We start from the raw sequence: 13381 nt of genomic DNA, 5'->3' as shown, positions 1-13381 counted from the left end.
TTAAACCTCCTTATATCCAATAACTGTAGAAGATTTGCAGTTTTTATTTACTTTACTTATATCTATTCCTAATTCTTTACTTAATATCATACTTATTGGAATCATACATCCACTTCCTTGACATCCACCCATCATGGCACGAGTTCTTCTCTTGATTCCATCTAATGTCGTAGCACCTAGTGGTCTTCTTATTGCATCAATAATCTCACCTTCTGTTACAAATTCACACTTACATACCATTTTTCCGTAAGAAGGATTTTGAGCTATTAATTTATTTTTTTCTTCAATGTTTAATTCGCTCATTCTAACCATTTTAGTTCTAGTCTCTTTAAAGTTTTCTTTTTCTTTTAATTGCACATTTTTACAAACTATATCTACTACATATTTAGCTATAGCTGGTGCTGCTGTTAATCCCGGTGAGTCTATTCCTATTACATTTATGAAATTTTTGCAATCTCTAGACTCTTCTATTATAAAATCTCCCCCACAAACTTTAGGTCTTAATCCACTGAATGTATTTAAAACTCTTGCTACAGGAATGTCTTTTATAGTCTTTTGACTCTTTTCTAATATTTCATCTATACCTTCTCTTGAAGTTTCTATAGTATCACTATGTTTTGCATTAGGACCTATTAATAAATTCCCATCTACTGTTGGTGTAACTAAAACACCTTTACTTAATTTACTAGGTACTTGGAATAAAGTTTTTTCACATAATGTTCCTGCAACTTTATCAAATAAGCAATACTCACCCTTTACAGGATCAATTTCATACTTTTCATTACTAACTAAATAAGTTAAATAATCTGCTCCTAATCCTGCTGCATTTATAACTATCTTACTTTCAACAACTTGTTTATTATCAAGTTCTATTTTGTAAAAATCTAACTCTTTTTTTATGTCTACTACAGCATGTCCTAACTTGAACTCAACTCCATTTTCAACTGCATTTTCACCTAATGCTAATGTCATTTCATAAGGACTTACGATTCCAGAACTTTTTACATATAAAGCTCCAACTACATTTTTATTTATATTTTTCTCTAGGTTTAAAACTTGATCTTTATTTAAAATTTCTAGTCCCTTAACACCTATTTCATCTCCATTAGCCTTTAATTCTTTTACTTTTTCTAATTCTTCTTCATTAAATGCTAGTACTAAAGCTCCATTTCTTTTAAAAGGGAATTGAAGTTTTTTAGATATATCATCCATCATTTCATTTCCTTCTAAATTTAATTTTGCTTTTAGAGTTCCTTTTTTTTCATTATACCCACCATGTATAATACCGCTATTTGCTTTTGATATTCCCTCAGCAACATCTTCATTTTTGTCTATTACTAATATATTTAAGTCATATCTAGATAACTCTCTAGCTATGGCACATCCTACTACACCTGCTCCTATTACAGTAATATCTTTCATACTGATTCCTCCTTCATAAAGAGCTTTCATATCATTTTTTGTCAAATTTTAGCTTTTCTAATTTCAAATATAGTATATACCCATTTTCACTATAAGTAAAATTTATAATTTTAATAATAATCATTAATTTTTTTAATAATAACACAATAGAATTTAAAATTTTTTTAGCAAATACAGTCTCCTTAAGCGAAAAAAAGAGTTAATTAAATTAACTCTTTTTCATTGTTAGATTTTATTTTATTTTTCTTATTTATACTAAGTAGTTTAATTCCTATAAACACTAATATTAAACTTACAATTATAAGTATAATAAGTTTAAATGCCTCAAAATTACTAAAGTCTATAGTTAAAATTTCATTTAATTTTCCTATTAATCCAGCAGATTTTGTTGAGTGCATTGCAAATACAGAAATTGAATTATTTAAAAAGTGCATTATCATAGGTATAAATATTGATTTGCTCTTATAAACAGCATAACCCAGTGCAATTCCTAAAATACTAGTTGGTATAACTCTTATAAAGTCAATGTGCATAAATCCAAATAATATACCACTAAAGATCACACCCCATAATTGAGCTTTCTTCTCTTTACTTTGTGTAAATGAAGTAAATACAAATCCTCTAAAAAACATTTCTTCGCATATAGCTGGCATAACTGCTATAACTATTAAATTTAATAATATACTATCATCTACTTTTAATGCCTCGTTTAAACCTTCTACAACCTGCATATTTTGAGGGAATAAATAAAGTAATATTTGACTTATTAAGTTAATAACTACAAATACCCCACCCCAAAGGATTATGCCTCCTAGTACATGTTGTATTTTAGGTATCTTTATATTAAATGTATTTTTAAAATCAGACTTAATATACCATGCAAATATTAATGGCATACCAATAATCATAATTTGTGTAGCCGCTATCCCAGCAGTTCCAAATTTTAATTGAATTAAACTTCCTACGTATATTAACAATACTACTCCAACTGCGTACAAAGTAACTCCATCCGCAACAGAAGGCATAGTTCCTTTTTTAATGTTGCTTCTTTTCTCTAGTAATGCAAAGTTTTTGCTACTTCCAAATAAAATTTCTTCCGAGTTAAACATCTTCGATAATAACAATACAGCTATTATAACAAACACAAGGTTTGATAGTAAAACTAAAGCTATTAAACTTATATTACTATTAAATGTTAGCACACTTTTAATAAGTAAAGATATATTAACTACAGGTATTGTAGCTGTGAAGCTATCTAATTCAATAGTAGGAACCATAGAAACATAAGATGGTATCATAACAAATAATGTAACTGGAGTTATATAGTTTTGAGCATCTTTAAAGCTTTTAGCTAAAGAACATACACACATACTTACAGCTGACACTACCATAGCAAATAAACATACACATATAAGTGTAATTATTCCAGGAAGTATCATTTGTGAATAATCAATGCTTATCATTCCCATTTCACTTACCATACCTTGAGTTGCAAGTAAAAATGCCATTGTTATAAATATAGATAAAATATTTAAAATTGCGGAAACTACTGCACAAAGCGATACAGCTAAATATTTTCCCATAACCAACTCTAAATTTGTTATAGGTAGTGTAAATAAAGTTTCTAAAGTACCTCTTTCTTTTTCTCCTGCCATAACATCTATCGCAGGATATATAGCTCCCATTAAAAGTCCCATAATTAATACAAATGGTAATATCTGTCCTATTAAATGCCCAGCTACTTCTTCATTTTTTGCCACATCTAAAGTTTTATAACTTAATGGCTCAAGTGTAGATTTTGTATCTAATCCACTTTCTTTTAATTTATTTTCTACTAATTCTTCCTTATATGTATTTAATATTTTTTCTACTTCTTCCTGTGCAATACTTGATGAATTTTCAGATGAATCTATATAAACATTAAAATTTAGGTATCCATTTTTATCATTTATATTTATATAAGCATCTATATTTCCATCTTTTAAATCTTTTTTATAATTATCAGTAGTTTTTAACGCTATCTGTCCTACTTCACTATTATCTTTTTTTCTTTCTTTATTAGTTTCATCTATTACTGAAACTAAAGCTTTATTTGGATTTTTATTAAAAGCTATATTTATATTTTTTTTCTCCATACTATTCATAGACATAGACATAACTTGAGTCATACCTACCATAAGTATAGGGTATAGAATTATTGGTAGTATAATCATCATAAATATAGTTTTTTTATCTCTTAATATATCTAAAATTTCTTTTTTAAATATTTGTTTTACTATTTTATTCCTCAAATAAATTCCCCCTCTCACTTGCAAGAGTTATAAATGCATCTCTTAAATTATTAGTTTTTGTATTTTCCTTTAATTCTTCAGGGGTCCCAATTGCAATAATTTCTCCTTGATGTATCATAATTATTTTATCACACAAAGTTTCAGCTTCTTCCATATAGTGAGTTGAGTATAGTACAGTTTTTCCTCTTTTCTTTTCATTTTTCATAAAATCAATTATAGACTTGCTACTAATTACGTCTAATCCTAATGTTGGCTCATCGAATATGTATATTTTAGGTGAGTGAACTAGACATCTTGCTATTGATGTTCTTTGAATTTGACCTGTTGATAAGTTTTCGATTCTATTATCTATAAAACTTTCCATATCCATTATATTTATAACTTCATTTATAGATTTTTCAATTTCATCTTTTGGCATTTCATATAAGTTTGCAAAAGTTGTTAATAATTCTCTTGGAGAAAGTCTATTATAAAGTTTTGTATTTCCAGATAGATATCCAATTTCTTTTTTAGCTGCATTTTTATCTATTGAATAATCATATCCGCAAACTTCTATGTGTCCAGATGTAGGCGTTAATATTCCTCCAAGCATTCTAAGCAAAGTTGTTTTCCCTGCTCCATTCGGACCTAGTATTCCTAAGATTTCTCCTTCTTTTGCATTAAATGAAATATTATTTACTGCTAAAAATTCTTCTTTTTTTGTTTTAAATTTAGTTAAATTTTTCTTTTTTTTAGAATTGTCATCTTTTACAACTCTAGTAAAAGCTTTGCACAAGTTGTTTACTTCTATCATTTTATCCCCCTTTTAAATTCTTTAAATCTTATTATACACCTTACCCTTTATTATTTTAAATATCAATGGATTAAAATCCTTAAAATAAGGACTGAAATTAGTCTAAATTTCAATTTCCATTCCATCATATGCAAATTTTATATTTTTATATTGTTTTTCTAGCTTAATATAATCATCATAAGACTTACCCCAATCTTCTTCTAAGTGCGTTATAATAACATGTTTTATGCTGTAATTATTTTTTAAATTTTGTATTTCATCTAATGTAAATAGCTCTTTTCTAAGGGGATTATCTGCCTCTAGAATAAATCCATCTTTAAGTTTGTCTCCAACAACCGTATTTCCTATTATAAGTAAATCTGCCTCTTTAAATATAATATCATTTGGAAATGGTTTTACATCACAAGGAGCGTATATAACTTTTTTATTATTTTTTTCAAATACAAATACAGTTGCATGATTAGCCTTTAAAAAACTTATTTTTATTCCATCTATTATTATAGAACTTTCTATAGCTTTTCTTCTTATTAACTTTCTAACATTTTCATAATAATCTAAATATGACCCAAATTTAAAATTTATAGAGTTTATATCTTCCATTACATGCTCCATAGCTAATACATTTACTGGATTAGTACATTCTTTTCCTTTAGAAATTTCTAACCAGTTTAATCTTATATGTTCAAATACCCTCATTCCAAGAGTATGATCCGGATCAACATGACTATATAAAACATAATTTATTTCATCAATTTCTGAAAAATTGATTGCTTGAGTTATATCTTCAGGTGTGTCTATTAACATTCCTAAATCTTCTAGAAATAAGCTACATCCATATCTAGAATACGGATGTCCTTTTAATCTAGCTTCTTTGCAAATTCTACATTTACACAGTGGCTTAGGAAGTGCAACACATCCTCCACTTCCAATTATTTTTAACTTCATAATTTCTAACACTCCTTTTATTTAGTCATATATATATTTTAAAATTATCTTGATAACCAATTTATCCTAGAACTAAAATCTAATTATTTAAATTTCTTACTTTTTTCCTTGTTTATACCCTTATTTAATCTATATAGTGTCTTAATTCTACTTTTATTTAACTATTCTACGATTTATACTCCTTACCTCTTTTATTCTTTGTTTTAATAAAAAAACATTAAATTAAAGGACATTTTGCTCGTATATCTAATATATTAAATCTAGCTGATAATTTTGAAAAAGGGGGACTAAAATGATATTAAAAGAACTTCCAATAAAGGAATTAAGACCAAATAATTTTTATATAAATAAAGATAAATTAGAAAAAATAAGAAAAATATATAATGAAGATAAAAATCCTGTCTTTCCTCCAGTACTAGTTGGGGTAATTGATGGGGAATACGCACTTATAGATGGCCACTCAAGGGCTATGGCTGCCTTTGAAAACGGCAAAGAATTTATATCTGCACAAATTCATCCAATAGAAGATGTTCCTGGACCTACAAAGCTTTATTTAACTATTCATAATAAATCTAAAAAAATGGGACTTGAATCTATAGAAAGTTTAAATGACAGGATAATCCCTAATTTTGAACATGAAATTTTATGGGTTAATTACTGTGATAAATTGCTTAAAGAATTAAAATAAAAATACACTTAGTACTTTACTAAGTGTATTTTTATTTTAATTTATATTTACTTATCTAACTAAATAGTTTGTTTTTACAAGTTTAACAATTTCTCTAGCTTCTTCAGCTTGAGCTTTAGGAACCTTAAATGAAATAGGTGCATTATGAGGTATACCACTTTGACTTATAACCGTATTTCCATCAACTCCTATTTTTATATCAACATCTAAATCAAATGTAGATGCAGATTCAAAAGATATACTTTTTACGTTTTTAGAAGGGAAAAACTTAACTTCTACTTTTTTCCCACTAACCCCTTGAACATCTACTAAATATATTCCATAATTTGTTAATATTATAGAGTCTCTTATAAAAGTAAAGGCTTGTATTATCTCTTCTCCATCTATTAGATAATCTTTAATTTTATTTCCTGCTGAACTATCTATCGATCCATATCCTGCTAACTTATTAAAAAAAGCCATTAAAAATCTCCTCCAAAATAATTTATTTTATGTAACATTATCATATTTCAATATGTATTTCAAGTAAAGTGTATAGTATTTTAATTAAATGATTTATAATCTGGCATATAATTATAAATCCATACTCATCCTAATCATATCTATACATTCTATTCCGTTTTCTATTATTTTCTCCTCATAATGTTTTTTAAAAAAGTCTTTATCTACCCCTGTTATTCTAAATCCACACTTTTGATAAAAAGCTAATTGATCTATACTTGAGTTTCCTGTCCCAACTTCGAGTGTTTTAATATTTAAATTCTTACTTGTACTTATAGAATGTTTTATTAAAACTTTTCCAATACCTTTTTTCTGATACGCTTCATTTACTGATATATTCATAATCTCTGCAGTTAATGGTCTAGTCTTTAACATTACATATGCACCTACAACTTCATTTTCAATAGATGCAACATATAAGTTACCTCTACTTATATAATCATTTATTGATTCTTTAGATGGATCTGCTAAGTATAATAATTCATATGGTATTTCTATATATTCAACTACTCTTTTTATATTGATATTGCTCATTTCACCCTCCAAAATACATCCAGTAATTATTTTTTATCATATATACTATAAGTTTAAAGGATTTTGCTACTTAAAGTCGAATTTTATTTATAAAAATAATTCATGTACATACTCTTGTGTTTATTTTTGATTTTTATGGTAATTATAAATATTGTTAGACTTATTTTAAAACTATATCTTAAAAGGTGGTATTTTTATGAATAGAGATTTGAAGTTAAGACGAAATATTTGGTTTTGTTTAGGATTAATATTACTTCTAGCTACTATATGGAATATTTCATGTAATAGTAGTTTCGGATTTATTTATTTAATTTTAACTATAATTTCTTCTATTGGAGCCCTACGAAATCATAAAGAACTTACTGGTTATACTGATTAATTTTTAAATTCATTGAATTATATATTAAAGTTGTATATGTTAAATATTCCTTTAATATATAATTCAATTTAAAATCATAAATTATATTTTTATATAAAATATAACTTATCTATATATCATTAAAAATTCCTTTTCAAATTCATATTTATAAACTTCCCATTCTTTTTTTATTAGGTCCATATAAACTACATCTGAAAATTCACCAAATCTACTATCAAAGTAACCATCTCTAATTATTCCTATATTTTTAAATCCAAGCTTTTTATATAATTGTTGTGCTCTTTTATTATCAGCCATAGTTGTCAACTCTATTTTATTTAAATTTAAAAATTTAAACATAAAATCTATAAAGTGATATAAAGCATCTAATCCATAACCTTTCCCTTGTTCGTCTATATCGCAAATTTTTATTCCTAACTCTGCTTTTTGGCTTCTACTATCCCAATTACAATAATTAATTTCACCTATTGGTGTTGAATCATCTTTTTTACAAATTATAAATCTTTTATCTGTTGGAAACATTGTTTCATTTTCAAACTCTTTGAACAATTTGCGCTTTATAGCTTCCTTACTATTTAAAATTCCAAATGCATGAGTAGAGTGTTCCATCATTTCTCCATCATTCCACCATTTGTATAAAAACTCTTCATCTCCTAATTCCAATGTTCTTATGAATAAATTTTTACAAATTATCATTTATATCCCCCTAAATTATTTATTTTAAAGTTTTACGCCCAAAATAATTTTATTTTATTTTTATCCTATTTATTCTCTTACTTTGATATATTTTAGATATATGTACTTAAAACCCTTTAATAAATGTAAATTTATTAACTAAATTTCTAAAAAAAATCAATTTGCTATTAACTAACAATTGAAATATTATTTGTACTTTTTAAAAAAAAGAGGGAGTTTAAACTCCCTCTTTTATCTTTATTATTTTAAGATTTTTTTAAATATACGACCATGCAATTTCCATACTCATTGTTTTGTGTATTTATAGTCTTTTCAATTAAAAAACCAGCATTTTCTAATTCCTTTATATGATTTTCCCAATTTATAGATCTATATGAGGTAGATGCAACCATAACTTTTTTACCTTCACTGTTATTATTTCTTTCTTGTATTTCAAATGCCTTAGATGTATCAGTTTTTATCTCCACGTCTCCATCTCCCATATTTACTAAGAGTGCATTTCCCCCTGTATCTAGCATATTATAAATTGATTTTAAAAATAAATTTCTGTCATTGTCATCTACAAGCATGTGTAAAACTCCTACTGCATATATCCATTTATACTTTGTAATTTTAATATTATCTAGATTTATTATTTCTTCAACTTCAAATTCAACCTTCTCTAAGTTTTTATTAGCTAACTCTTTACACTTATTTATTGCAGATTCTGATGCATCAATTCCTTTAATTTTATATCCTTTAATTCCTAGATACAAAGCATCTCTTCCTTCTCCACATCCAACTTCACATATCTTATCTTGCTTTGGGATATTATAGTATTCAATCCATTTTAACAAATCTGGAGTTGGATTCTTAGAAAACCATAAAATTCCCTCAGAATGTGCTTTTTTATATCTTTCATCATATGCTAGATAATATTTTTTCATGTGCCCTCCTAATATCAATTTTTATAATGGCTTTATAAACATAATAATATAATTCCTTTTTACATCTTACAAATAATTCTTTTTATTTTTCTTTGATATAGAATAGACAGCTAGATTTGTTTTACATTTAAACTCTCCTTCGTATTTCATTTTACTTTTTAGTATTACCTTTTTAGATGCTATGTTTTCAACATCATGCATAGCAATAATTCTCCATAGTTCAGTTTCTTTAAATATAAAATTTATAGTTGAAACTAATGCTTCTGTAGAAATTCCTTTATTCCAAAACCTCTTACTTATACATATTCCTATTTCACAACACCTTCTTTTCTGCTTTATATTAAATATATATATTTCTCCAATAACTTCTTTTGTATCTTTATGTTCAATTGCCCAGTGATATGATATTTCATTTTTATATTCTTTAGTCCATGTTTCAATTACTGATTTTGTATATTCCTCATTTATATGAGGTTCCCATTGTAAAAACTTAGTTACTTCACTGTCAGATGCCCAATTTCTAAACATATCTCTAGCATCACTTATATTGAATTTCCTTAGTATTAGTCTATCTGTAGCAATATCTTTATCTTGTATAGATTCTAACACTTCGTTTTTCAACTCCCTTTTGAATTGCTTCAAAGTATATACGTTGTGAAATATAAATTTTCAATGTATATATACAATTAGATTTATGATATAAAAACCCTTTATATGTTATTTTAGTAAGTTTTCAAATAAAAAAAGCCCTGGAATAAATTTTTCACCTATCCCAAGACTTTTTACTTAAGTTTTTTATAAACTTTATAAAATTTTTATTTTAACTCTTTGCTGAATAATTTTCATTTAATTTTCCATCTACAATAGAAATTATTCTATCTGCTTTTTTAGCTATATTTTCATTATGCGTTATCATTATTAAAGTTTGATTATATTTTTTAATAGATGATTTAAGAAGATTTATAACTTCCTCAGTAGTCTTAGTATCTAAGTTTCCTGTTGGCTCATCTGCAAGTATTATACTCGGCTTAGCTGATAATGCACGAGCTATTGCTACTCTCTGTTGTTGCCCTCCTGATAATTGACTTGGAAGATGATCTTTTCGCTCACTAATACCAAGTAAATTTATTAATTCGTTTATATAATCTTTATCAACTTTTCTGTTATCTAATTTTACTGGTAGTTCTATATTCTCAGCTACATTAAGTACTGGAATTAAATTATATTGTTGAAATACAAATCCAACTTTTTGTCTTCTATATCTGGCTAGTTCTTTATCGCTTAAACAACATATGTCTTGCCCGTCTACTTTTATAGTTCCATTACTTGGTCGTTCTAACCCTCCAACTAAGTGTAGAAATGTACTTTTACCACTTCCACTAGGCCCTACTATCGCAACAAATTCCCCTTTATTTATTTTTAAATTAACATCATTCAACGCATGTACAGTTGTTTCTTTTTTCCCGTATATTTTACCTAAATTAATAGTTTCAAGTATTACCATAATATTCACCCTATTCCACTATATTTATAGATTCTACTATAGTGCTTTCTTTTATTTTTCTTGCTGGTATATATGTTGCAAGCAGTCCTATTAATATATTTGTAACACTTATTAATATATAATCCATGTAAGCAATTTTAAATTCTAATCCAACATATTCAAATCCCCAAGTGTTGTATATTCTAATTTGCATTATTATTCCAAGTACTATTACAGTTATACTAGAAAGCAAACCGTATAACAATCCTTCATATATTATCATTTTTTTCAAATCTTCATTTGATATTCCTACTGCTCTTAACATTCCAAATTCACTAGTTCTAGATGTTATATTGTAGCTAACATTATTAATTATATTGAACATGCTGATTATAAATATAACTAATATAATTCCATAACTATATATTTGTTGTTGTTTCAATGATTGTTTGTGAATCTCTTTTTCTTTTATCATGCATTTTGTTGTTGTTCCAGCAGTTTTACTACCTATCTTACCTAGTTTTTTATTTATTTTTTCATAGTTTGCACCATCTTTAACATTTGCATAAACTAAATTATATGTATTTACTCCTGTAATCTTTTCCATATATTCGTTGCTTGTTATAACGTCTATTCCACTTGTCCATGAATATAAGCAGTCATCTGCAAACGGGTAATCAACTATTGCTCCAACTTTAAATTCACAATATTCATAATCATAGTTATCTTCATCTTTCATATTCCAGTATTTTTCTTCATCATCTGCAGTTTTCATTTTAGTTTTTGGATATTTTACCTTTACAGTGTCCCCTACCTTTATATCTACAACTGGTTTACCTCCGCCTATAACAATATCACTTCGTCCATATTCACGTTTGGTGTGAGGCATATATAGTACAACTTCGTTGCTATTTTTCATTTTATCTGTATCTATTTTACCACTTACCACATAATCATTTAACGACTTTATCATTTCATCATTATAACCTTTTATTTGTTGCTTAATTGTATATGTGTTTTTTTCTTTGTTTTCTAAAAGTTCATGTCCACCTCTTACTTTTTTACTGTTTTCATCTTGGTCCTTATAGTAACTTAAATCATTAAATTTATCTTTTGGTATATCCATTCTTGTTTGTAAAATACTTGCTGTTTTAACTTCCTTAATTCCATCTATTGCTTTTATTTCATTTATCTGTTCTTTGCTTATAGCACTATTTTCATTAGAAAAACTATTAGCATTTAAAATAAAATCTCCATTGTTATAATAATTCAATTCAAACTTTTTCATTCTTTCAGTATATTCTTTATCTGTATAATTATCTCTAACAATCATTAATCCACCTATACTCATAGATAAAATTATAATTATTAGCCCACCTTTATCTCTAAATATGTTTCGCATAGATACACTTTTGGTTACAGTTATGTATTTACTTAATTTATTTACTACAAAATTATTTTTCTTTACTTTTTTATTACTATTTAAATTTTTTCTTATTGCATCTATTGTAGATACTTTTGCTATTTTTATGTACGTTAATATACTTATGATGAAGCTCACTAAAAGTGTACATCCTATCGCTAAAAATATAATATTAGTAGGTAATACAAATGGAGTAACTACGCCTTCAATATCAAAGTTTATATTCCCTGACAATTTATTAAAAATTTGTGCCCCACCCATACCAATTAATATTCCTATAGGTAAACTTACAAAGCTAAGTATTAATAGTTCATATAGCATGAGTCTAAAAACTTTAAAATTAGTAGCCCCTAAAGCTTTTAATACTCCATATTCTCTTATTCTTTGATATGTTGATATACTATATATACTGTACATTACAAATCCTGCAAATACACTTACACCTATTGCTGTGTTTTTACTTTCTTGGTCTAATCGACCATTTGCCATAATAGAAGATACAAGTTCTTTATTTTCTCTAATATTGTCTTTTTTATTAAACTTAGCTTCTTTAGATATGTCTTTTATATTTTTTAATATATCACTATTTTCATTAAATTCTACATATGTATCAAATGTATTAGCGTTTGATTCATCTAGGTTCATAAACATTTCACATATTCCAACGCTTTTTTCATTATATCTGTCACTAAGTATTCCTACTACTTTAAATGTTTCTGGCTTATCTTTTTCATATAATTTGAAAGTTATTTCTTGATTTATATTAGGTTCTAGACCTAAACAATTTAAAATCCATTTTTCTACTACAACTTCATTTTTATCTTTTGGAAACCTTCCTTTTAAAAGTTTAGAGTCTTTATTTAAGTAATTTTCACTTGCCCGAACTATATTCATAGGTAATTTTTCGCCTAAATCAGTTGATGCATAATTAGATGTTATGCCAATTTCATTTATATCATTTCCTTGTTTTACAATCTCTAATTGATCTTTATTTATATCTTTAAATTTAACATGATGAGTTCCTAATTCTCTCTTCATTCTATCTACATCTGCTTGTTGAGCACTTCTAGCTAATGTACCCACCCCTACTATAAGAGCTGTTCCAAGCAATATACTTAGTATTATAGCTAATGACCTTGTTTTATAACTTTTTATGTATTTTAATACTATACTCAAATCATTCCCCATATTTATATATTCCTCCCTATTTGATAACTTAATTATATATTCATTTAAAAAATGTATCAAATTGTAAATTTTCAAGTTTTTAAAGGTTGTTTACATAAATTTATAACTTAAT

13 protein-coding genes are annotated in these 13381 nt (G+C 26.4%); 2 read left to right on the top strand and 11 right to left on the bottom strand.

Going from position 1 to position 13381, the window contains the following annotated elements:
• The 4 genes from ACN6I1_RS05980 to ACN6I1_RS05965 all read right to left on the bottom strand — a co-directional run bounded on the left by ACN6I1_RS05980 (position 1) and on the right by ACN6I1_RS05965 (position 5451).
• Complete coding sequence (locus tag ACN6I1_RS05980) at positions 1-1422, bottom strand: NAD(P)/FAD-dependent oxidoreductase (RefSeq protein WP_419743092.1); 1422 nt, start codon at positions 1420-1422, stop codon at positions 1-3.
• A 203-nt stretch (positions 1423-1625) separates the two neighbouring features.
• Positions 1626-3713, bottom strand: coding sequence for an ABC transporter permease subunit/CPBP intramembrane protease (locus ACN6I1_RS05975; RefSeq protein ID WP_419743091.1), 2088 nt, complete (start codon positions 3711-3713; stop codon positions 1626-1628).
• Positions 3703-4506 (bottom strand): ABC transporter ATP-binding protein, encoded by an 804-nt coding sequence (locus ACN6I1_RS05970; RefSeq protein ID WP_419743090.1) that lies wholly within the window; start codon positions 4504-4506, stop codon positions 3703-3705. Before ACN6I1_RS05970 ends, ACN6I1_RS05975 begins: the two co-directional genes overlap by 11 nt.
• A 102-nt stretch (positions 4507-4608) precedes the next feature.
• A complete protein-coding gene (locus tag ACN6I1_RS05965) occupies positions 4609-5451 on the bottom strand; it encodes an MBL fold metallo-hydrolase (protein ID WP_419743089.1) in 843 nt (280 codons plus the stop codon).
• A gap of 292 nt (positions 5452-5743) precedes the next feature.
• On the opposite strand from ACN6I1_RS05965, the gene ACN6I1_RS05960 reads away from it, so the two are divergent.
• Positions 5744-6139 carry a ParB N-terminal domain-containing protein gene (locus ACN6I1_RS05960; protein ID WP_419743088.1) on the top strand — a complete coding sequence of 132 codons (396 nt, stop codon included), beginning with the start codon at positions 5744-5746 and terminating at the stop codon, positions 6137-6139.
• A gap of 51 nt (positions 6140-6190) precedes the next feature.
• Here ACN6I1_RS05960 and ACN6I1_RS05955 read toward each other — a convergent pair whose 3' ends face one another.
• Positions 6191-6601, bottom strand: coding sequence for a PH domain-containing protein (locus ACN6I1_RS05955; protein WP_419743087.1), 411 nt, complete (start codon positions 6599-6601; stop codon positions 6191-6193).
• A 111-nt stretch (positions 6602-6712) separates the two neighbouring features.
• The gene (locus tag ACN6I1_RS05950) at positions 6713-7174 is read right to left on the bottom strand and encodes a GNAT family N-acetyltransferase (protein ID WP_419743086.1); all 462 of its coding nucleotides are present in this window, start codon (positions 7172-7174) and stop codon (positions 6713-6715) included.
• A 196-nt stretch (positions 7175-7370) separates the two neighbouring features.
• On the opposite strand from ACN6I1_RS05950, the gene ACN6I1_RS05945 reads away from it, so the two are divergent.
• Positions 7371-7553 (top strand): hypothetical protein, encoded by a 183-nt coding sequence (locus ACN6I1_RS05945; RefSeq protein ID WP_419743085.1) that lies wholly within the window; start codon positions 7371-7373, stop codon positions 7551-7553.
• 105 nt (positions 7554-7658) lie between these two features.
• On the opposite strand, the gene ACN6I1_RS05940 is transcribed toward ACN6I1_RS05945, so the two are convergent.
• From ACN6I1_RS05940 to ACN6I1_RS05920, 5 genes are all read right to left on the bottom strand, one after another.
• A complete protein-coding gene (locus ACN6I1_RS05940; protein WP_195947649.1) occupies positions 7659-8249 on the bottom strand; it encodes a GNAT family N-acetyltransferase in 591 nt (196 codons plus the stop codon).
• A 245-nt stretch (positions 8250-8494) separates the two neighbouring features.
• Entirely contained in the window at positions 8495-9175 is a 681-nt protein-coding gene (locus ACN6I1_RS05935) for a class I SAM-dependent methyltransferase (RefSeq protein WP_419743084.1), read from the bottom strand.
• A 66-nt stretch (positions 9176-9241) separates the two neighbouring features.
• Entirely contained in the window at positions 9242-9796 is a 555-nt protein-coding gene (locus ACN6I1_RS05930) for a GNAT family N-acetyltransferase (protein ID WP_419743083.1), read from the bottom strand.
• A gap of 199 nt (positions 9797-9995) precedes the next feature.
• Positions 9996-10679, bottom strand: coding sequence for an ABC transporter ATP-binding protein (locus tag ACN6I1_RS05925; protein WP_419743082.1), 684 nt, complete (start codon positions 10677-10679; stop codon positions 9996-9998).
• A gap of 10 nt (positions 10680-10689) precedes the next feature.
• Positions 10690-13269, bottom strand: a complete 2580-nt coding sequence (locus ACN6I1_RS05920; RefSeq protein WP_419743081.1) for an ABC transporter permease — start codon at positions 13267-13269, stop codon at positions 10690-10692.
• Between the last annotated feature and the right edge of the window lie 112 nt (positions 13270-13381).

Origin of the sequence: Paraclostridium dentum, from assembly GCF_048568265.1 — a bacterium.
In the GTDB taxonomy this organism is placed as follows: domain Bacteria; phylum Bacillota; class Clostridia; order Peptostreptococcales; family Peptostreptococcaceae; genus Paraclostridium; species Paraclostridium dentum.
The sequence above is the reverse complement of the archived record's forward strand: the minus strand, read 5'-3'. Positions and strand labels throughout refer to the sequence as shown.

Excerpts from the sequence above, each read along its gene's own strand:
- ACN6I1_RS05980 (WP_419743092.1), bottom strand. The coding sequence starts at position 1,422 with ATGAAAGATATTACTGTAATAGGAGCAGGTGTAGTAGGATGTGCCATA.
- ACN6I1_RS05970 (WP_419743090.1), bottom strand. The coding sequence starts at position 4,506 with ATGATAGAAGTAAACAACTTGTGCAAAGCTTTTACTAGAGTTGTAAAA.
- ACN6I1_RS05965 (WP_419743089.1), bottom strand. The coding sequence starts at position 5,451 with ATGAAGTTAAAAATAATTGGAAGTGGAGGATGTGTTGCACTTCCTAAG.
- ACN6I1_RS05960 (WP_419743088.1), top strand. The coding sequence starts at position 5,744 with ATGATATTAAAAGAACTTCCAATAAAGGAATTAAGACCAAATAATTTT.
- ACN6I1_RS05955 (WP_419743087.1), bottom strand. The coding sequence starts at position 6,601 with ATGGCTTTTTTTAATAAGTTAGCAGGATATGGATCGATAGATAGTTCA.
- ACN6I1_RS05950 (WP_419743086.1), bottom strand. The coding sequence starts at position 7,174 with ATGAGCAATATCAATATAAAAAGAGTAGTTGAATATATAGAAATACCA.
- ACN6I1_RS05945 (WP_419743085.1), top strand. The coding sequence starts at position 7,371 with ATGAATAGAGATTTGAAGTTAAGACGAAATATTTGGTTTTGTTTAGGA.
- ACN6I1_RS05940 (WP_195947649.1), bottom strand. The coding sequence starts at position 8,249 with ATGATAATTTGTAAAAATTTATTCATAAGAACATTGGAATTAGGAGAT.
- ACN6I1_RS05935 (WP_419743084.1), bottom strand. The coding sequence starts at position 9,175 with ATGAAAAAATATTATCTAGCATATGATGAAAGATATAAAAAAGCACAT.
- ACN6I1_RS05925 (WP_419743082.1), bottom strand. The coding sequence starts at position 10,679 with ATGGTAATACTTGAAACTATTAATTTAGGTAAAATATACGGGAAAAAA.
- ACN6I1_RS05920 (WP_419743081.1), bottom strand. The coding sequence starts at position 13,269 with ATGGGGAATGATTTGAGTATAGTATTAAAATACATAAAAAGTTATAAA.